A 19,561-nucleotide genomic window follows, 5' to 3' on the forward strand; every position below is an offset into this window, starting at 1 on the left:
GTGCAGCGCCGGGCCTGGCTGCTGCTGGCGCCGCTGACGCTGTTGCTGTCCGGGCCCGCATCGGCCGAGCCCGCTCCGCTGGAACTCAACGAGGCCGACCGCGCCGAGCTGGAGTCGCTGCCCGGCATCGGCCCGCAGCTGGCCGAGCGCCTGCTGCAGGCCCGCGCGCTGGCGCCGTTCGAGGACTGGCGCGATCTGCGCCGGCGCGTCAAGGGTCTGGGGCCCGCGCTGCTGCGCCGCCTCTCGGACGCCGGACTGCGCGTGCGCGGCCGGCCCTTCGCCGACGCGCATTGACCGGGCGCGCCGGCGCCGCTGTGTCCGGCCTGACATCAAGCAGCCAATCACGCCTTACCTCGCTGGGCTTCAATGCCGGCTTCCGAGCGCCGCCGCGCTCCCGAACCGCCGCACCGATGCTCATCTACGCCCTTGCCCGGCCGGCATCGCGACAGCTGCGACATCTACGAGCATCGGCGCGACCCCAAATGGCCCCGCATCGGCGCGCTGCTGGACGCCCACCCGCGGCTGAGTCAGCTTCGTCGGCCGCGTGGCCCAGTACCGCTGCTACAACATGGACCAGATCGTCGCCGCGGCGCTGAAGGCGGCCGAGGCGCTGCTGGCGGCGGCGGCGGGGACCGGCCATGTGTCGGGATCGACACAAAGCGGCTAAACCGGCGACATGCGCGCCGGCTCCAATTCCGGCATCGCAGCCAGCAAGGAGCACGCATGAACCGCCTTTCGCCCCCCCATGATCATCCCCACGCCGATGCGCACGACCGGGGCCTGGCCCATGACCTGCTGGTGCTGCAGCGCCGCCGCGCGCTGGGCTGGCTGGCCGGCACCGGCGGCCTGCTGCTGTTCGGCTGCGGCGGCGGGGGCGACGACGCGGCCAGCTCCAGCAGCGACAGCGGTTCGGGCTCGACCTCGGGCACGGTCGCCAGCGGCAGCTGTTCGGTGATCCCGGAAGAGACCGCCGGCCCCTACCCCGGCGACGGCTCCAACACCGTCAATGGCAGCATCGCCAATGCGCTGACGCTCAGCGGCATCGTGCGCAGCGACATCCGCAGCAGCATTGCCGGCGCCAGCGGCACGGCCGGCGGCGTGCCGCTGACGCTCACCATCGAGCTGGTGAACACCAATGCCGGCTGCGCCGACCTGGCCGGCTACGCCATCTACCTCTGGCACTGCGACCGCGAGGGCCGCTACTCGATGTATTCCAGCGGCGTCACCAACCAGAACTACCTGCGCGGCGTGCAGGAGACCGGCAGCGACGGCACCGTCACCTTCACGACCGTCTTCCCGGGCTGCTATGCCGGCCGCATGCCCCATATGCATTTCGAGGTCTATCGCAACGCCAACACCGCCAGCTCCTACACCAACAAGCTCAAGACCTCGCAGATCGCCTTTCCCACCGAGGTCTGCAGCACCGTCTACAACGGCGCCAGCGGCTACAGCGCCAGCATCGCCAACCTGGCCGCGATCAGTTTCGGCAGCGACAACGTCTTCAGCGACGGCGTCGGCACCCAGCTGGCCAGCCTGGCCGGCAGCATTGCCGCCGGCTACAGCGCCACGCTGCGAGTCGGCCTCTCGGTGTGAGGAGGCCGACATTCGCTGGTGTATCGTGCGGCGATGCACCGATGGAGACTGGCATGACCCGTTGCCTGGTCGTGGACGACGACGGCGAGATCAGGAACGCGCTGCAGGACTATCTGCAGCGCTTCGGCATGCGCGTGGCCGGCGCGGCCGACGGCGCCCAGATGCGCCGCCAGCTGCTGACCCAGAGCTTCGACGTGCTGGTGCTGGACCTGATGCTGCCCGACGAGAACGGCCTGGAGCTGTGCCGCTGGGTGCAGCAGCAGCACAAGGAGCTGGCGGTCATCATGCTGACCGCCCATGGCGATCCGATCAGCCGCGTGCTGGGCCTGGAGATGGGGGCCGACGACTACCTGGCCAAGCCCTTCGAGCCGCGCGAGCTGGTGGCGCGCATCCACGCGGTGCGCCGACGCGTGCACAAGGGCGCGCTGGCCGGCGGGACGCCGCGCGAGCAGCGGCGCGAGCTGTGCTTCCAGGGCTGGCGCTTCGACCGCATGCTGCGCCAGCTGATCTCGCCCGACGAGGTGGTGGTGGCCCTGTCCAGCGCCGAGCACCGCCTGCTGCTGGCCTTTGTCGAGCGGCCCGGCCGGGTGCTGAGCCGCGAGCAGCTGATCGAGCTGACGCGCGCGCCCGGCGTCGAGGTCAACGACCGCAGCATCGACCTGACCGTCTCGCGCCTGCGCCAGAAGCTGGCCGATTCGCCGCGCGAGCCGCGCCTGATCCGCACCATGCGCGGCGAGGGTTATCTGTTCGACGCCCAGGTGCATTGACGCCCATGCGGTCCCTGCGTCGACTGCTTTTCACCGACACCCTGGCCCGGCGCCTGTTCCTGCTGATGTGGGCCGCCCTGGTGGCCAGCCATGTGCTGGCCTATGCGGCGGTGCGCCTGGTGCAGGTTGGCCCGGACGGCGACGCGCCGCAGCATCTGCCCACCTTCCCCTCGCTGCCGCCCACGCCGGGCATGCCCGATGGCGCGGCGCATGGCCCCGGAGGGCCACCGCCGGGGCCGCGGCCAGAACCGCGGCCGGAACCGCGGCTCGATGCGGCGGACGCGCCGCTGCCCGGCCCGCATCGCGGCCCGGGCCTGCCCGCGCGCGTGCTGCTGCTGGACTACGGCGTGCGCCTGCTGGTGATCGCCCTGGCCGCCTGGTGGGGCTCGCGCTGGCTGGCGCGGCCGATGCGCGAGCTGGTGCGGGCCTCGCGCTCGCTGGGCGGCGCCGTCGGCGGCGCGACCCGCCTGCCCGAGCTGGACGAGGCCGATGGCACGCAAGAGGTGCGCGAGGCCGCGCAGGTCTTCAACCGCATGGCCCGCGAGCTGAAGCGCCAGTTCAGCGAGCGCGGCCTGATGATGGCGGCGATCTCGCATGACCTGCGCACGCCGCTGACCCGGCTGCGCATGCGCCTGGAAACCATGGAAGCACCGGCCGAGCAGCGCGAGCGCTCGGTGGCCGACATCCGCGAGATGGACGGCCTGATCGACACCGTGCTGGAGCTGTTCCGCGGCAGCGACGGCCAGGAGGCCACGCGCGACACCGATGTCGGCGCGCTGGTGCAGGCCCTGGTCGACGACCTGGCGGAGCAGGGCCAGCCGGTGCGCTGCGAGCCGGAGGCCGGCGCCATGCCGACGATCGCCCGCGCCCAGCCCGCCGCGCTGCGCCGCGTGCTGGCCAATCTGCTGGGCAATGCGCTGCGCTACGGCGGCCCGACCGAGGTGCGGGTGCGGCGCGAGGGCACGACGGTGGCGGTGCGCATCGACGATGCCGGCCCCGGCATCCCCGAGGCGCAGCTGGAGGCGGTGTTCCAGCCCTTCTTCCGCCTGGAAGGCTCGCGCAGCCGCCATACCGGCGGCACCGGCCTGGGCCTCTATATCGCGCGCGACCTGAGCCAGCGCATGGGCGGCGAGCTGCGCCTGAGCAACCGCGCCGAGGGCGGGCTGCGCGCCGAGCTGCGCCTGCCGCGCGCCTGATCAGCCCGCCAGGGCCCGCGCCGCCTCGTCGATCAGCGCCGCCACCTCGGCCGGCCGCGAGGCCAGCGAGGCATGGCTGGCCGGCAGGCTCAGCAGCCTGCGCGGCTGCATGCGTTCGGCCATGCGGCGCTGGTTGTCCGGATGGATCATGCGGTCCTCGGTGGAGAGCTGATACCAGCAGGGCTTGTGCAGCCAGGCCGGCACGTCGACCGTGTCGCCGAAGGTGCCGGCCAGCGGCGCCTTCTGCGTGACCGCCATCACCAGCGCCTCGTCCGCGCTCAGGTCCTGGCAGAAGCTCTCGTGGAACTTGTCATGGCGGGCCCAGAGGTAGCCGTCGCTGTCCGGCTCGATGTTGGCGACCGCGGCCGGCGGCAGCATATGGGTGATGCCGCCCGGGCTTTCGCCGGCATCGGGCGCGAAGGCCGCGATATAGACCAGGCCCTGCACCTGCGGCAGATTGCCGGCCTGGCTGATCACCGCGCCGCCGTAGGAATGGCCGACCAGCAGCACCGGCCCGGGCTGCTGCGCCACCATCTTGCGGGTGCGCTCGGCGTCGTCGGCCAGCGAGCTCAGCGGCAGCTCGACCGTGCGCAGGCGCCGATGCCCCAGGCGCGCCAGTTCGACGATGGTCTTGCTCCAATGGGCCGCGCCGCCCCAGAAGCCATGAACCAGGACAATGCTCAATGGGTCGCTCATGGTGTCGTTTCCTTAGCTCGAGATCGGCTCCCTTCGCGGCATGCCATGCCGCGGCGGCGCGCCGCGGTGCGATCAGATGCCCGTCAAAAGGGACATAGCAGCTGGGTGGGCCGGGGCCGCGCGCGCTCAGGCCGGCACGCTTTCGACGAAACCGGCGCGGCGCCGGCGCATCGTGGCGGGATCGACCGTCGGCGCCTGGGCCGGCCAGCCGAAAAAGCGCTGCACCTCGGCGCGACGCGCCAGGGTGTCGGACATGCCCAGCATGATCAGCTCGCTGGTGTACGAGGGTTCGAACAGCAGGTAGCTGGCCAGCACCGAGCCACTGGCGCCCTTGCCCTCGCCGGCCACGCCGACGCCGCGCAGCAGCGCCCGCATGCTGGGCGGCAGGCTGCCCTGGTGCTCGGCGGCCAGTTCGTCCAGGCGCCGGCTGGGTGCGATCACCAGCACGTCGATGGGGCGCAGCGGGGTGCTGCGGCGCGCCTCCGGCGGCAGCAGCGACAGGGTGTGGTTGATGCGCTGCAGACGTTCCACGTCCACCGCCAGCGCGTCCAGGAAGATGTTGGACAGCGCATGGCCGGCGATCTGCGCCAGGCTGGGATGGCCCTCGGACGGCAGCTCGCGCCGCCCCCCGGGCGGCTCGTGCATGCGGCCGGCGCCGATCACCAGCACGCGCTCGGCCCCCAGGTGCACGGCCGGCGAGATCGGCGCGCTCTGGCGCATCGAGCCGTCGCCGAACCATTCGGGCCGGCCGTCCAGCTCCAGCTGCTCGGCCGGGAAGATGAAGGGGATCGCCGAGGAGGCCAGCAGATGTTCGATGCTCAGCCGCGCCGGCACCGCCAGACGCTGCGAGCGCAGCCACGGGGCGACCGGCTTGTGGGTCTGGTAGAAGGTGACATGCTGGCCCGAGGTGTAGCTGGAACCGCTGATCGCCAGCGCCCGCATATGGCCCTGCGCCAGCATCCCGTCCAGGCGTTCCAGCCGCACCCAGCGGCGCAGCAGCTCGCCCAGCGGCGCATTGTCCAGCAGGCTGCGCGGGCGGCTGCGGCGCCAGCGCGCCAGCGCCCAGCCCAGGCTCATCATCGTCATCCAGCGCGCGCCGCTGCGTATCACGCCCAGCGAATCGGCCGCGTAGACCTGCTCGACATGGATGTTCAGCCAGATATGCATCAGGCCGTCGACCGCGGCATCGAAGTCGTCGGCGATGCAGGCCAGGGTGGCCGCATTGATCGCCCCGGCCGAGGTGCCCGCGATGATGGGAAAGGGATTGGGGCAGCCCGCCCCGGCCTGGCCGGCATCGCGGCGCAACTGGGCCAGCGCGGCCAGCACGCCCACCTGATAGGCCGCGCGCGCGCCGCCGCCGGTCAGGATCAGGCCGGTGGCGGGGGGCGCGATCAGCGGTGACGGGACGGCATGCGGCGACACCCGGCCAGCTTACGACCTGTTGCCGGCCGGCAAAGCACCGAACAGGGCCCCAGATGGGGGTCTCGTTTGCGCGGACGCAACGCCGCCGCGGCGCCCGGCCGCCTACTCGTAGACCACCTGGGGCGGCTCCGGGCTCTGCGCCATCATGCGCCGCAACGCCTGCAGCGCTTCCTCGCAGGGCCAGAAACGGCTGTCCTCGCCGAGATCCAGCTTGGCCTGGCCCTGGGCCAGGAAATGATGGGTCAGCACCTTCAGGCCCTGGGTCACCGTGCCCTGCTCGCCCTCCACCCTGCGCGCCGGCCAGGTCTTGACGACCTCGGCCAGCGGTGGCAGCGCGCTCTTCACCGGCACATAGACATAGCGCCCGAAGCGCGCGCGCGCGCCGGCCAGGCTCCAGACCTGCTGCACATTCATGCGCAGGCCGCCGGAGAAGCGGTCGTTCTGCACCTTGCCGGAGACGATGATCAGCTCGTCCTCGGCCAGCAGCTCCTTGTTGGCGTTGAGCATCTCCTCGTTGGCCACCGCCTCGATCGCATCGCTCTTGTCGTCCAGCTTGAAGATCGCGACGCGCCCGCGGTTGCCGTTGATGACGCGCAGGTCGCTGACGATGCCGGCCACCATCACCGGCTCGCGGCCGTCCTGCAGCTCGACGATGCGGCGCCTGACCATGCGGCGCACCTCCTCGCCGCTCTGGTCGAACAGATGGCCGCTGAGGTAGTAGCCGATCGCGGTCTTCTCCAGGCTGAGCTTTTCCTTGATGCTCCAGGGCGCCACCTCGACCAGCGGCGGCTCGGCGGTCGACGAGCCGTGGGCGTTGTCGTCGAAGTCGAACAAGCCGCCCTGGTCGACGTTCTGCGCCAGCTTGTCGGCATAGGTGTAGCCCAGGGCCACGCTGGCCAGGAGGCGCGCGCGGTCCGGCTCCAGCGCATCGAAGGCGCCGGCCTTGATCAGGGCCTCGACGACCCGCTTGTTGACCGCCTTGCGGTCGACCCGGGCGCAGAAATCGAAGAAGCTCTTGAACGGCCCCCCCTCGGTGCGCGCCGCGACGATCGCATGGATCGCGCCGACACCGGTGCCCTTGACCGCGCCCAGGCTGTAGTTGATCTTCTTCGGGCCCAGCGGCTCGAAGCGGTGCACGCCCAGGTTGACATTGGGCGGCTCGAACTCGATGCCGAACAGCTTGGCGTCGTTCAGCAGCACCTTCAGCTTGTCGGTGTCGTCCGATTCGATCGTCATGTTCGCGGCGAAGAACTCGGCCGTGAAATGCACCTTCAGCCAGGCCGTGTGATAGGCCAGCAGCGAGTAGGCGGCGGCATGCGACTTGTTGAAGCCGTAGCCCGCGAACTTCTCCATCAGGTCGAAGACCTCGTCGGCCTTGTCCTGGTCGATGTTCTTCTCCGCGGCGCCCTTGCGGAACAGCTCGCGGTGCATGGCCATCTCTTCGGCCTTCTTCTTGCCCATCGCGCGGCGCAGCATGTCCGCGCCGCCGAGCGAGTAGCCGCCCAGCACCTGGGCGGTCTGCATCACCTGCTCCTGGTAGACCATGATGCCGTAGGTCTCGGCCAGCACCGGCTCCACCAGCGGGTGCGGGTATTCGACCACCTCGCGGCCATGCTTGCGCGCCACGAAGCTGGGGATCAGGTCCATCGGGCCCGGGCGGTACAGCGCGTTCAGCGCGATCAGATCCTCCAGGCGCGAGGGCTTCGCGTCCTTCAGCATCTTCTGCATGCCGCTCGATTCAAACTGGAACACCGACTCGGTCAGGCCGTCGGAGAACAGCTTGTAGGTCTTCTTGTCGTCCAGCGGGATCTTCTCGAAGGCGAAGTCTTTCTGCTCCGGATAGCGCGCTTGAATAAAGTCCTTGGCCAGCTCCAGGATGGTCAGGGTCGCCAGGCCCAGGAAGTCGAACTTCACCAGGCCGATCGCCTCGACGTCGTCCTTGTCGTACTGGCTCACCGCGCTGGTGGAGCCGGGCTGCTGGTACTGCGGGCAGAAGTCGGTGATCTTGCCCGGCGCGATCAGCACGCCGCCGGCGTGCATGCCGATCGAGCGCACCGTGCCCTCGACCCGCGCGGCCATCTCCAGCAGGCCGGCCACTTCCTCGTCCTGCTGCTCGCGCTCCTCGATCTCGGGCGACTCGTGGCGCGCATAGACCATCTTGGCCTTGGCCGGATCGAAGTCCGGCGGCAGCTTGGCCAGCGTCACCGTCTTGCCGGGCGGCGCCGGCACCAGCTTGGCGATCGAGTCCACATGGCCGAAGCCCATGCCCAGCACGCGGCCGATGTCGCGCAGCGCGCCCTTGGCCGCCATCGTGCCGAAGGTGGCGATCTGGCTGACCGCCGGGCGGCCGTACTTGTCCTTCACGTACTCGATGACGCGATCGCGGTTGCCCTGGCAGAAGTCGATGTCGAAGTCGGGCATCGAGACCCGCTCGGGGTTCAGGAAACGCTCGAACAGCAGGTTGTACTGCAGCGGGTCCAGGTCGGTGATCAGCAGTACATAGGCCACCAGCGAGCCCGCGCCCGAGCCCCGGCCCGGGCCCACGGGGCAGCCGTTTTCCTTGGCCCACTTGATGAAGTCGCCGACGATCAGGAAGTAGCCCGGGAAGCCCATCTTGATGATGGTCTCCAGCTCGAACTCCAGGCGCTCGACATAGCGCGGGCGCTGGGCGTCGCGCTTGGCCGCGTCGGGGAACAGCAGCTGGAGCCGGTCCTCCAGGCCCTCGTAGGAGAGCTGGCGGAAATACTGGTCCATCGGCATCGGCGTGCCGTCTTCCAGCGGCGGCGTCGGGAAGTTCGGCAGCTGCGGCTTGCCCAGCACCAGGGTCAGGCTGCAGCGCTTGGCGATCTCCACCGTATTGGCGATCGCGCTCGGGATGTCGGCGAACAGCGCCTCCATATCGGCCTGGCTGCGGAAATACTGGCTCGGCAAAAATCGCTTGATGCGCTTGGGGTTGGCCAGAGTCTCGCCCTCGGCGACGCAGACCCGCGCCTCATGGGCCTCGAAGTCCTCCTCGGCGAGGAACTGGATCGGGTGCGTGGCCACCAGCGGCAGCTGCAGCTCGGCCGCGAAGGGCACGCTGGCGCGCACCAGCGCCTCCTGGCCGGGCAGGCCGGCGCGCTGCAACTCGATGTAGAAGCGATTCGGGAAGATGCTTGAGAGGCGCTGCGCCCAGTCGCGCGCGCGCGCCCGATCGCCCATCAGCAAGGCCTGGCCCAGGCCGCCGAACTGTGCGCCGGACAGGCAGATCAGGCCCTCGCCCAGCTCCTGCAGCCATTCCCATTTGAGGCAGGCCTGGTTGCGCACGACGTTCTGTATCCAGGCGCGCGACAGCAGCTCGGAGATGTTCAGATAGCCCTGCTTGTTCTGCACCAGCAGCAGCAGTCGGGTCGGGTTCTTGTCCGAGCCCTCGGGCTCCAGCCAGCAGTCCGCGCCCAGGATGGGCTTGACGCCCTTCTTGCGGCAGGCGTTGTAGAACTTGACGCCGCCGAACAGATTGGCCAGGTCCGCCAGGCCCAGGGCCACCTGGGCGTCCTTGGCCGCCGCATTGGCGGCATCGTCGGTTCGCAGGGTGCCGTCTACGACGGAATACTCGGTATGGGTGCGCAGATGAACAAAGGCCATGCCGGATTGTAAGGAAGCCGGGCCTGGGCCTAACCCTCGGCAGCGGGCTTGGCGAGGGCGGCTATGCTGCGAGCCCATGCGCAAATCCATGCCCATCCTGCTCGCCGGCGCGCTCGCGCTGGCCCTGCCCGTGCCGGCACAGACGCCGGCCGCCAGGCCCAACGCCCAGCCCGACGCCAAGCCGCGGCGCAGCAGCACCGAGATCCTCGCCCAGTCCCCCTCGGGCGATTGGCGCACGCCGGATCCGGCGAACACCCTGCTGATGGAGCTGCAGCCCGCACGGGCCGGTCAGGAGGTGGCGCAAGTGCTGATCGAGCTGGCGCCGCGCTTTGCGCCGCGCCATGCCGAGAACATCCGCGCGCTGGCGCGCGGCGGCTATTACGACGGCCTGGCCATCGTGCGCGTGCAGGACAACTTCGTCACCCAGTGGGGCGACCCGGATGGCGAGGACGCGGCCAAGGCCCGGCCGCTGGGCAAGGCCGCGTCCAGGCTGCCCGCCGAGTTCTCCGTCGCCTACCAGGGACTGCCCATCACCCGGCTGCCCGACGTGGACGGCTGGGCCCCGCTGACCGGCTTTGTCGACGGCTTTCCCGTCGCCGCCGACCCCGGGCAGGACAAGGCCTGGCTGGCCCATTGCTACGGCATGGTGGGCGCCGGCCGCGGCGATGCGGTCGACTCCAGCAGCGGCGCCGAGCTCTATGCGGTGATCGGCCATGCGCCACGCGGCCTGGACCTGAACATCACCGTGGTGGGCCGCGTGCTCAAGGGCATCGAGCATCTGTCCAGCCTCTCCCGCGGCGGCCCCAACATGGGCTTCTACGAGCGGGCCGAGCAGCGCACCGCGATCCGGCGCGTGCGCCTGCTGGCCGACCTGCCCGAGGCCGAGCGCCCGGCCCTGCAGCTGCTGCGCACCGACAGCCGGACCTGGCAGGAGCTGCTGGACGCGCGCCGCCACCGCGGCGGCTGGTTCGTCCACAGCCCCGGCCATATCGAACTGTGCAGCGCCGGCGTGCCGAGCCGGCCGGCACGCTGAACCGCCGCCGGAATCGCCCTTGGACCTGAGAACCCTGTTCCAGGCGCAGACCTGCGCATTGCTCGCGATCGCCGCGATGCTGTGGGCCGCGCGCGGCCCCGGCGACCGTGGCACCGGCCTGGGCACCTGGACCCTGGGCGTCAGCGCGCAGGGCCTGGCCTTTCTGCTGCTGGCCGGGGCCGGTCAACTGCCGCCGCTGCTGTCGGCCGTGCTGGCCAACATGGCCGGCGCCCTCAGCGTGGCCCTGTTCTTCGTGGCGCTGCGCCAGTTCCTGGGCCGGCCCTGGTCCCGCCCGGGCCTGGCCCTGCTGGTAGCGGCCGTGGTGCTGGTGGCCGCCTTCAGCGGCGTCCGCTATGTGGACTCGACCATCTTCAACGGCTTCGCCTACGGCCTGCTGCAGCTGCTCAATGCCCGGCTGCTGTGGCGGCATCTGCCGGCCGCGCAGTGGCCGATGCGGCGCGTGCAGCGCCTCGTCGCGCTGTTCTATCTGCTGATGGGTCTGCTGCTGCCGCTGCGCGCCACGGCCCTGCTGCTGGGCGTCGCCGCACCGGGCTACCTGGACCTGCCGCCCGGCGCCCAGCTGCCGATCTATGTGTTCTCCTTCGTCTTCATCATCGTCACCAACCTCGGCTTCCTGCTGCTGTGCAAGATGCGCGCCGAGGCCGAGGTGCGCGCCCAGGCGATGACGGACGAGCTGACCGGCCTGCCGAATCGGCGCGCGCTCGACGAGGCGCTCGGGCAGGCCCTCGCCGAGGCCACGGCCGGCGGCCGGCCCTTCGCGGTGATGATGGTGGATGTCGACCATTTCAAGTCGATCAACGACCGTTTCGGGCACCACGCCGGCGATCTGGCGCTGCGCGCCTTCGCCCAGCGCCTCGGCCTGGCACCGGTCAGGGGGGCGCGCATCTTCCGCTATGGCGGCGAGGAGTTCAGCGTGCTGCTGCCCGACACCGGCGAACCCGCGGCGCGCGCGCACGCCGAGCGGCTGCGCGCCCAGGTGGCGCTGCCGCCGCAGGAGCTGACGCAGGCGCGCAGCGCCAGCTTCGGCCTGACCCTCTGGCGCCCGGGCGACAGCGCCGACGCGCTGCTGGGGCGCGCCGACATCGCGCTGTACCGCGCCAAGTCCCAGGGCCGCGACCGCGTCGAGTTCGAGTAATCCACGCGGGCCGCGGCGGCCGGCGCACATTGCCTACAATCCCGGCCTTCGCTATGCAGAACGCCGCTTCTTCCATCCTCAATATCTCGGCCTACAAATTCGTGGGCCTGCCCGATTGCCACGCGCTGCGCGAGCGCCTGCACGAGCACGCGCAGACACTGGGCCTGAAGGGCACCGTGCTGCTGGCCGAGGAAGGCATCAACCTGTTCCTGGCCGGCGCCGCCGAGGGCGTGCGCGCCTGGGTCGATAGCCTGCGCCAAGACCCGCGTTTTGCCGACCTGGCCCCGAAGGAGAGCTGGAGCGAGGCCCTGCCCTTCAAGAAGCTGCTGGTCAAGGTCAAGCCCGAGATCATCCGCATGAACCACCCGGCGATCCGCCCGGATCGGCTGGAGCGCGCGCCCGCCCTGCCCGCCGCCACGCTGGCACGCTGGCTGACCCAGGGCCATGACGACGCCGGCCGCCCGGTCGTGACCCTGGACACCCGCAACGCCTTCGAGGTGGACTATGGGTCATTCGAGGGCGCGATCGACTGGCGCATCGCGAAGTTCAGCGAGTTCCCCGCCGCGGTGCAGCGGCACCGCGAGGAGCTGCGCGGCAAGACCGTCGTGAGCTTCTGCACCGGCGGCATCCGCTGCGAGAAGGCCGCGATCTACCTGCAGCAGCAGGGGCTGGACGCGCCCGTCTACCAGCTGGAGGGCGGCATCCTCAAGTATTTCGAGGAAACCGACGGCGCCCATTACCGCGGCAGCTGCTTCGTGTTCGACCAGCGCGAGGCGCTGGATGCCGGCCTGGCGCCGGACAGCCGGGTCCAGCGCCCGGCCAGCGAGGCGCATCGGGCCCCGCGATGAGCCGCGAACGAACCAGCCTCGGCGGCTGGCTGCTGCGCCTGGCAGGCCTGGCCGTGCTGGGGCTGGCGATCAGCCTCGCCGCCTTCCGCGCGCCCGAGAGGCCGCTGGAGAGCCTGGTGGCCCGCTGGGCGCCGCCGCCCTCGGACTTCCTGGATCTGGACGGCCAGCTGGTGCATTACCGCGACGAGGGCCCGCGCCACGATCCGCTGCCGATCGTGCTGCTGCACGGCACCGCCGCCAGCCTGCACACCTGGGAGGGCTGGGTGGCGGCGCTGAAGGGCGGCCGCCGCGTCATCAGCGTCGACCTGCCCGGCTTCGGCCTGACCGGCCCCGCCAGCGACGGCGACTACAGCGCCGCGGCCTATCAGCGCTTCGTGCTGGCGCTGCTGGACCGCCTGCGGCTGGCGCGCGTGGTGCTGGGCGGCAATTCGCTGGGCGGCCAGACCGCCTGGGAGCTCGCCCTGCAGCATCCCGCGCGGGTGGCGGCCCTGGTGCTGGTGGATGCCGGCGGCCACGACTTCCGGCCCGCCGCGGTGCCGCCGGGCTTCCGGCTGGCACGCCTGCCCGGGGTCGAATGGCTGCTGCGCGGCCTGCTGCCGCGGCGCGTGGTCGAGGCCAGCGTGCTCGAGGTCTACGGCACGCCGGCCAAGGTGCGGCCCGAGCTGGTCGACCGCTATTTCGAGCTGACCCTGCGCGAAGGCAACCGTGCCGCCCTGGTACAGCGCCTGCGCCAGCTGCGCCCCAGCCCGCTGATCGAGCGCCTGCCCGAGCTGCGCCAGCCCACGCTGATCCTGTGGGGCGGGCGCGACCGTCTGATCCCGCCCGCCTATGGCGAGGCCTTCGCCAAGGCCATTCCCGGCAGCCGCCTGCAGGTCTTCGAGACCCTGGGCCATGTGCCCCAGGAGGAAGATCCGGCGGCGACGGTGGCCGTCGTGGCCGACTTTTTGCATTCGCTCAAACCCTGATGCCCGGCGCGCACCCGGGCATGCAACACTGCCAACCGCACATAACTCTCAGGAGCAACTCCTCATGCAACGACGTCATCTGATTGCCCTGGCCGCGCTGGCCCTGGGCGCCGCCACCGCCGTCCAGGCCCAGGCCCCCGAGTGGAAGAAGATCCGCATCGGCGTGGAAGGCGCCTACCCCCCGTTCTCCGAGGTGGGCCCCGACGGCAAGCTCAAGGGCTTCGAGATCGACTATGCGCTGGCCCTGTGCGCCGAGATGAAGGCCGAATGCACGCTGGTGCAGCAGGACTTCGACGGCCTGATCCCCGCGCTGCAGGCTCGCAAGACCGACGCCATCATCGCCTCGGTGTCGATCACCGACGAGCGCAAGAAGGCCATCGCCTTCTCGGTGCCCTACTACAACACCCCGGCCCGCTTCGCCGCCAAGGCCGACGCCAAGCTGGACGCCACCCCGGCCGGCATGAAGGGCAAGAAGATCGGCGTGCAGCGCGCCACCATCCACGAGAAGTTCGCAGCCGAGCAGTTCAAGGGTGCCGAGATCGTGCGCTACGCCACCCAGGACCAGGCCTTCCTGGACCTGAAGTCGGGCCGCATCGACGCCACCGTGGCCGACATGGTCGCCATCGACCTGGGCTTCCTGAAGACCCCGGCCGGCAAGGGCTTCGCCTTCACCGGCCCGAGCTACACCGACGTCAAGTACTTCGGCGTCGGCGTCGGCGTCGGCCTGCGCAAGGCCGACGACAAGGTGCTGGGCAAGAAGTTCAACGACGCGATCGGCGCGCTGAAGGCCAACGGCACGTTCAAGAAGCTCAACGACAAGTACTTCGAGTACGACATTTCCCCGAAGTAAACGGCCCACCCCCTACCGGCTGCGCCGGCCCCCTCAAGGGGGCGCGTCCGAGGGCCCGGCAAGGCCGGATCCCCGGGCGCCACTCGATGAATCGCGCCGGCTGCGCCGCGCGCTCATCGAGGGGTGTGGCGGATGGACTCATTATGTTTTTGCACGGTTTTCTGCCGAGCCTGCTGCAGGGCGCCCTGGTCACGCTGAGCGTGGCCCTGGCGTCCCTGGCGCTGGCCATGGTGCTGGGCCTCGCGGGCGCCATGGCCAAGCTCTCGAGCTGGGCTTTCGCCCGCGGCCTGGCCTATCTCTACACGACGGTGATACGCGGCGTGCCCGATCTGGTGCTGATGCTCTTGATCTTCTTCGGCGGCCAGGTCGCGGTGAACCACCTCGCGCTGGCCCTGGGCCACGAGGACTACATCGACATCGACCCCTATCTGGCCGGTGTGCTGACCATCGGCTTCATCTTCGGCGCCTACCTGACCGAGGCCTTCCGCGGTGCCTTCCTGGCCGTACCGCCGGGCCAGCGCGAGGCCGGCCTGGCCTTCGGCATGGCGCCCTGGCAGGTGGCCTGGCGCATCACCTTCCCGCAGATGTTCCGCCATGCGCTGCCGGGCCTGTCGAACAACTGGCTGGTGCTGATCAAGAGCACGGCCATCGTCTCGGTGATCGGCCTCTCGGACCTGATGACGCGCGGCTCGCAGGCCGCCGGCTCGACGCGCGAGCCCTTCGTCTTCTACGCCGCGGTGGCGCTGATCTACCTCGGCTTCACCAGCGTCTCGGAGCTGGTGTTCGACCGACTGCAGAAGCGCTTCTCGATCGGCCAGAAGCAGGGCAAGCTCTGACCCCCGCACCATGAATCTCGAAGCCATCACCGAGAACCTGCCGCTCTACCTCAGCGGCGCCCTCACCACCTTTGAACTGCTGCTGATCTCGCTGGGCCTGGGCCTGGCGTTCGCGATCCCGCTGGCGGTGCTGCGCGCCCTGCCCAATCCCTGGATCTCGCGCCCGATCTGGTTCTACACCTATGTGTTCCGCGGCACGCCGATGCTGGTGCAGCTGTTCCTGATCTATTACGGACTGGCGCAGTTCGACTGGATGCAGCAGAGCGCGCTGTGGCCCTATTTCGGCTCGGCCTGGTTCTGCGCCTGCCTCGCCTTCGCGCTCAACACCTGCGCCTACACGGTGGAGATCATCGCCGGCAGCATCGGGTCGCTGCCGCATGGCGAGATCGAGGCCGCCAAGGCCATGGGCATGAGCCGCCCGGTGATGCTGCGCCGCATCGTGCTGCCCTCGGCGCTGCGCCGCGCCCTGCCGGCCTACAGCAACGAGGCCATCTTCATGCTGCACGGCACCTCGCTGGCCAGCATCGTCACCATCATGGACCTGACCGGCGCGGCCCGTCAGGTCAACTCCACCTACTACCTCCCCTTCGAGGCCTTCATCACGGCCGCGCTGTTCTATTTCCTGCTGACGCTGAGTCTGGTCGGCCTGTTCCATGCGGCCGAGCGCCGCTGGCTCAAGCCCCTGATGCCGCGCTGACCCTTCATGCAAACCCAACGCCACGCCCTGCTCTCGCCCGCCCCCGGCACCCAGCGCGAGCTGATCTCCCTGCACTACGGCCGCCCCGACCCGGACGGTCCCGGCAAGGCCTATATCCAGGCCTCGCTGCATGCCGACGAACTGCCCGGCATGCTGGTGGCCCACCACCTGCGCCGCCGCCTGGACGCGCTGCAGGCCGAAGGCCGCATCCGCGGCGAGATCGTGCTGGTGCCGATGGCCAATCCGATCGGCCTGTCCCAGCATCTGCTGCACGGCCATCTGGGCCGCTTCGAGGCCGCCTCGGGCGAGAACTTCAACCGCCATTACCCCGACCAGGTCGAGGCCGTGGCCGCCGCCGTCGAGGGCGAGCTGGGGCAGGACCCGGCACGCAACACGCGCCTGCTGCGCGAGGCGCTGAGGAAGGCCATCGAGGCCAGCCCGGCGGACACCGAGCTGCAGTCGCTGCGCCGCACCCTGATGCTGCTCGCCTGCGATGCCGACATCGTGCTGGACCTGCATTGCGACGCCCAGGCGGTGCTGCACCTCTACACCGAGACGCCCTGCGCCGCCGACTGCGAGCCGCTGGCGCGCTTCCTGGGTTCGCGCCTGACCCTGCTGGCGCTGGACTCGGGCGACAAGCCCTTCGACGAGATCTGCTCCCAGCCCTGGTGGCGCTGGGCCGAGCGCTTCAAGGGTCGCTTCCCGATCCCGCAGGCCTGCCTGTCGGTGACGGTGGAACTGCGCGGCCAGGCCGATGTCGAGCATGAACTGGCCGAGCGCGACGCGCAGAACATCATCGACTTCCTGGCCTGGCGCGGCCTGATCGACGCGCCGGCACCGCCCCTGCCCGAGGCCCTGGGCGACGCCCGCCCGCTGGCCGGCAGCATGCCGATCAAGAGCGAGACGGCAGGCCTGCTGACCTTCCTGCGCCAGCCCGGCGAGACGGTGAAGGCCGGCGAGGTGCTGGCCCAGGTGATCGACCCGATCTCCAACGGCGTCACCGAGCTGAAGAGCCCGGTCGACGGCCTGCTGTTCGCACGCGACACGGTGCGCTTCGTGCGCGCCGGCATGAAGATCGCCAAGGTGGCCGGCCATCGGGCCTTGCGCAGCGGCAAGCTGCTGGGAGACTGAGCGATGACGTCAAGTCTCAAGATCGAGAACCTGCACAAGCGCTACGGCGAACGCGAGGTCCTGAAGGGTGTGTCGCTGTCGGCCAGGCAGGGCGACGTGATCACCCTGATCGGCTCCAGCGGCTCCGGCAAGAGCACCTTCCTGCGCTGCATCAACCTGCTGGAGCAGCCCCACGAGGGCACGCTGTCGCTGGGCAGCGAGCAGCTCGCGCTGACGCGCGACCGCGACGGCAGCCTGAAGGCGGCCGACGCCAAACAGCTGCAGCGCTGGCGCGCCCGCCTGGCCATGGTGTTCCAGAACTTCAACCTCTGGGGCCACCGCACCGTGATCGAGAACGTGATCGAGGTGCCGGTCCATGTGCTGGGGATGCCCAAGGCCGAGGCGCTGGAGAAGGCCGAGGCCCTGCTGGCTAGAGTCGGCGTGGCGCATCGCAAGAGCGTCTACCCGGCCCAGCTCAGCGGCGGCGAGCAGCAGCGCGTCGCGATCGCACGCGCGCTGGCGGTCGAGCCCGAGGTGATGCTGTTCGACGAGCCGACCTCGGCGCTGGACCCCGAGCTGGTCGGCGAGGTGCTGAAGGTGATGCGCGACCTGGCGGCCGAGGGCCGCACGATGATCGTCGTCACCCACGAGATGGGCTTCGCGCGCGAGGTCTCCAGCCACACCATGTTCCTGCACCAGGGCAAGGTCGAGGAGCAGGGCAACCCGCGCGAGGTGCTGGCGCGCCCGCAGAGCCAGCGCCTGCAGCAGTTCCTCAGTGGCGGCTTGAAATAGCCCCCCGCGGCGCGCAGCGCGCGGCGGGCCGTACACAGCAGGTAACAGGCGGCCTGCCGTCCGCCCCTACACTGCCGGCCGAATGCCGCAGTCCAGGGAAGAACAGACGATGCGAATGCCGCCAACCCGGCCCCCACGCCACCGGTCGCTGCCGGGCCTGCTCGCGCTCTGCGTGGCGGGCCTGAGCCGGGCGCAGGGCCCGTCGCTGCCCGCGCTGGAGGAATGCGCGGCGATCGGCGCGCCGGCCGACCGGCTGGCCTGCTACGACAAGGCCATGGGCCGCGCGTCCGAACTCACCGTTCCGGCGGCTATGGCGGCCTCTGCCGCGCCGCCCGCCTCCACCTCGCTGCTGGCGCCCAAGGGCTCGCCGCTGACGGCCGCCGCCGCGCCGCGCGAGGGGCCGCCCAGCCTGCTGTCCAAGTTCTGGGAACTGGAGGCCGAGGACAAGCGCGGCATCTTCAACTTCGTCGGCTACAAGGCCAACTACGTGATGCCGATGCACATCACCAGCCGCATCAACCGCGCGCCGCGATCCCCCAGCCAGGCCGCCGTGCAGCAGCCCAACTACCGGCGCGAGGAGGCCAAGTTCCAGCTCTCGCTGCGCACCAAGCTGCTGCAGGATTTCCTGCTGCCTGGCGGAGACCTCTGGGCCGCCTACACCCAGCAGGCGATGTGGCAGATCTGGAACGGCAAGGATTCCAAGCCCTTTCGCAACAGCGACTACGAGCCGGAGCTGATGTATGTGCTGCCCACCGCCCGGGGCCTGCGCCACCTGCCCTTCCTGCCGGACGGCTGGCAATGGCGCTACACGCAGCTGGGCATCGCCCACCAGTCCAACGGCCAGTCCGACCCGCTGTCGCGCAGCTGGAACCGCGTCAACCTGTCCGCCGGCTTCGAGCGCGGCGACTGGTCGCTGATCACGCGCATGACCCAGCGCATCAACGAGCCGGCCGCCACCGACAACAACCCCGACCTGGTGGACTACCGCGGCCGCGGCGAGTTCCAGCTCAACTGGGCCCATGGCCCGCACACGCTGCAGCTGCTCTACCGCAGCACCCTGAGGGACGTCGCCAAGTACGGCGCGCTGCAGCTGGAATGGACCTACCCGGTCTACGCCGACCAGCCCAACGGCCTGCGCTGGTATGTGCAGGCCTTCCGCGGCTATGGCGAAACCCTCACCGACTACAACTTCCGCCAGACCAGCATCGGCGCGGGCCTGAGCTTCCTGCAGTTCTGAGGCTCAGCGCGGCGGCAGCGTCGTCACCTCGTCCTCCAGCGCCGCCAGCACCTCGGAGCGGAACTCGCGCTGGTAGAGGATGTAGATCACGCCCGCGATGCCGGCCATGAAGGCCCAGGGCGAGAAGAACCAGGCCACCGCGGCGAAGGCCAGGTAATAGGCGCGCAGCCCGTCGTTGAAGGTCTCGGCCGCCAGCCCCACCACCTTGCCGGCGCGGTCGGCGAAGGCCTCGCGCGACAGCCTGGGGTCGAGGTCGAACTGCTTGGCCTCGGGTGCCGCCGCCACCAGCAGCGCGCCGAAGGTGTACTGGCGCATGCTCCAGGTGAAGCGGAAGAAGGCGTAGACGAAGATCGCGGCCAGCAGCACCAGCTTGAGGTCGAACACCAGGGCCGTGGTGCGCGCCGCGAAGGGCAGCTCGCGCACCAGCTCGGTGGCCTTGTCGCTGGCGCCCAGCACGGCCAACAGGCCGCCGATGATCAGGATGGTGGTGGAGGCGAAGAACGAGGGGCTGGTCGAGAGGCTCTGCACCACCACGCCGTCGATCACCCGCACCTCGCGATAGGTGGTCTGCAGCATCCAGCGTCGGCGCTCGCGGTTGGTGGCGCCCAGCACCGAGGCCTTGGTCAGCGAGCGCCGCTTGGCGAAGCGGGCATAGCCGATCCAGCCCACGAAAAACAGCCCCAGGGCGAGCCAGTCGGCCAGGGGCAGGAACTTCAGCAGGGTCAGCAGTTTGTCCATG

At 70.3% G+C, this 19,561-nt stretch carries 18 protein-coding genes; 14 read left to right on the top strand and 4 right to left on the bottom strand.

Annotation, left to right across the window (positions count from 1 at the left end; all coding sequences use genetic code 11):
* From AC07OQ_RS12185 to AC07OQ_RS12200, 4 genes are all read left to right on the top strand, one after another.
* On the top strand, window positions 1-294 hold the full coding sequence (locus AC07OQ_RS12185) for a ComEA family DNA-binding protein (RefSeq protein WP_495053393.1): 294 nt from the start codon (window positions 1-3) through the stop codon (window positions 292-294).
* Window positions 295-723: 429 nt separating this feature from the next.
* Window positions 724-1,593, top strand: a complete 870-nt coding sequence (locus AC07OQ_RS12190; protein ID WP_495053394.1) for a dioxygenase family protein — start codon at window positions 724-726, stop codon at window positions 1,591-1,593.
* Between the two features lie 53 nt (window positions 1,594-1,646).
* Window positions 1,647-2,360 carry a response regulator gene (locus tag AC07OQ_RS12195; protein ID WP_495053395.1) on the top strand — a complete coding sequence of 238 codons (714 nt, stop codon included), beginning with the start codon at window positions 1,647-1,649 and terminating at the stop codon, window positions 2,358-2,360.
* A 5-nt stretch (window positions 2,361-2,365) separates the two neighbouring features.
* On the top strand, window positions 2,366-3,556 hold the full coding sequence (locus AC07OQ_RS12200; RefSeq protein ID WP_495053396.1) for an ATP-binding protein: 1,191 nt from the start codon (window positions 2,366-2,368) through the stop codon (window positions 3,554-3,556).
* On the opposite strand, the gene AC07OQ_RS12205 is transcribed toward AC07OQ_RS12200, so the two are convergent.
* The 3 genes from AC07OQ_RS12205 to dnaE all read right to left on the bottom strand — a co-directional run bounded on the left by AC07OQ_RS12205 (window position 3,557) and on the right by dnaE (window position 9,298).
* Window positions 3,557-4,252 carry an alpha/beta hydrolase gene (locus tag AC07OQ_RS12205; RefSeq protein ID WP_495053397.1) on the bottom strand — a complete coding sequence of 232 codons (696 nt, stop codon included), beginning with the start codon at window positions 4,250-4,252 and terminating at the stop codon, window positions 3,557-3,559.
* Window positions 4,253-4,378: 126 nt separating this feature from the next.
* A complete protein-coding gene (locus AC07OQ_RS12210) occupies window positions 4,379-5,674 on the bottom strand; it encodes a patatin-like phospholipase family protein (protein ID WP_495053398.1) in 1,296 nt (431 codons plus the stop codon).
* A gap of 102 nt (window positions 5,675-5,776) precedes the next feature.
* Entirely contained in the window at window positions 5,777-9,298 is a 3,522-nt protein-coding gene (gene dnaE / locus AC07OQ_RS12215; RefSeq protein ID WP_495053399.1) for a DNA polymerase III subunit alpha, read from the bottom strand.
* A gap of 76 nt (window positions 9,299-9,374) precedes the next feature.
* Here dnaE and AC07OQ_RS12220 point away from each other — a divergent pair, with 76 nt between their 5' ends.
* The 10 genes from AC07OQ_RS12220 to AC07OQ_RS12265 all read left to right on the top strand — a co-directional run bounded on the left by AC07OQ_RS12220 (window position 9,375) and on the right by AC07OQ_RS12265 (window position 18,822).
* A complete protein-coding gene (locus AC07OQ_RS12220; RefSeq protein WP_495053400.1) occupies window positions 9,375-10,331 on the top strand; it encodes a peptidylprolyl isomerase in 957 nt (318 codons plus the stop codon).
* Between the two features lie 19 nt (window positions 10,332-10,350).
* Window positions 10,351-11,487 (top strand): GGDEF domain-containing protein, encoded by a 1,137-nt coding sequence (locus AC07OQ_RS12225; RefSeq protein ID WP_495053401.1) that lies wholly within the window; start codon window positions 10,351-10,353, stop codon window positions 11,485-11,487.
* A gap of 53 nt (window positions 11,488-11,540) precedes the next feature.
* The gene (locus tag AC07OQ_RS12230; RefSeq protein ID WP_495053402.1) at window positions 11,541-12,335 is read left to right on the top strand and encodes a sulfurtransferase; all 795 of its coding nucleotides are present in this window, start codon (window positions 11,541-11,543) and stop codon (window positions 12,333-12,335) included.
* Window positions 12,332-13,300 carry an alpha/beta fold hydrolase gene (locus tag AC07OQ_RS12235; protein WP_495053403.1) on the top strand — a complete coding sequence of 323 codons (969 nt, stop codon included), beginning with the start codon at window positions 12,332-12,334 and terminating at the stop codon, window positions 13,298-13,300. Before AC07OQ_RS12230 ends, AC07OQ_RS12235 begins: the two co-directional genes overlap by 4 nt.
* Before the next feature lie 64 nt (window positions 13,301-13,364).
* Complete coding sequence (locus AC07OQ_RS12240; protein WP_495053404.1) at window positions 13,365-14,150, top strand: ABC transporter substrate-binding protein; 786 nt, start codon at window positions 13,365-13,367, stop codon at window positions 14,148-14,150.
* Window positions 14,151-14,293: 143 nt separating this feature from the next.
* Window positions 14,294-14,986 (top strand): ABC transporter permease, encoded by a 693-nt coding sequence (locus AC07OQ_RS12245; protein WP_495053405.1) that lies wholly within the window; start codon window positions 14,294-14,296, stop codon window positions 14,984-14,986.
* 10 nt (window positions 14,987-14,996) lie between these two features.
* Entirely contained in the window at window positions 14,997-15,683 is a 687-nt protein-coding gene (locus tag AC07OQ_RS12250; RefSeq protein ID WP_495053406.1) for an ABC transporter permease, read from the top strand.
* Window positions 15,684-15,689: 6 nt separating this feature from the next.
* Window positions 15,690-16,814 carry a succinylglutamate desuccinylase/aspartoacylase family protein gene (locus tag AC07OQ_RS12255; protein ID WP_495053407.1) on the top strand — a complete coding sequence of 375 codons (1,125 nt, stop codon included), beginning with the start codon at window positions 15,690-15,692 and terminating at the stop codon, window positions 16,812-16,814.
* A 3-nt stretch (window positions 16,815-16,817) separates the two neighbouring features.
* Window positions 16,818-17,585 (top strand): ABC transporter ATP-binding protein, encoded by a 768-nt coding sequence (locus tag AC07OQ_RS12260; RefSeq protein WP_495053408.1) that lies wholly within the window; start codon window positions 16,818-16,820, stop codon window positions 17,583-17,585.
* Between the two features lie 109 nt (window positions 17,586-17,694).
* Entirely contained in the window at window positions 17,695-18,822 is a 1,128-nt protein-coding gene (locus AC07OQ_RS12265) for a phospholipase A (protein WP_495053409.1), read from the top strand.
* A gap of 3 nt (window positions 18,823-18,825) precedes the next feature.
* On the opposite strand, the gene AC07OQ_RS12270 is transcribed toward AC07OQ_RS12265, so the two are convergent.
* Window positions 18,826-19,560: a DUF599 domain-containing protein gene (locus AC07OQ_RS12270; protein ID WP_495053410.1), complete on the bottom strand. Its 735-nt coding sequence runs from the start codon at window positions 19,558-19,560 to the stop codon at window positions 18,826-18,828.
* Window position 19,561: the final 1 nt, after the last annotated feature.

This window comes from Roseateles sp. GW821-FHT09B06, assembly GCF_059418245.1.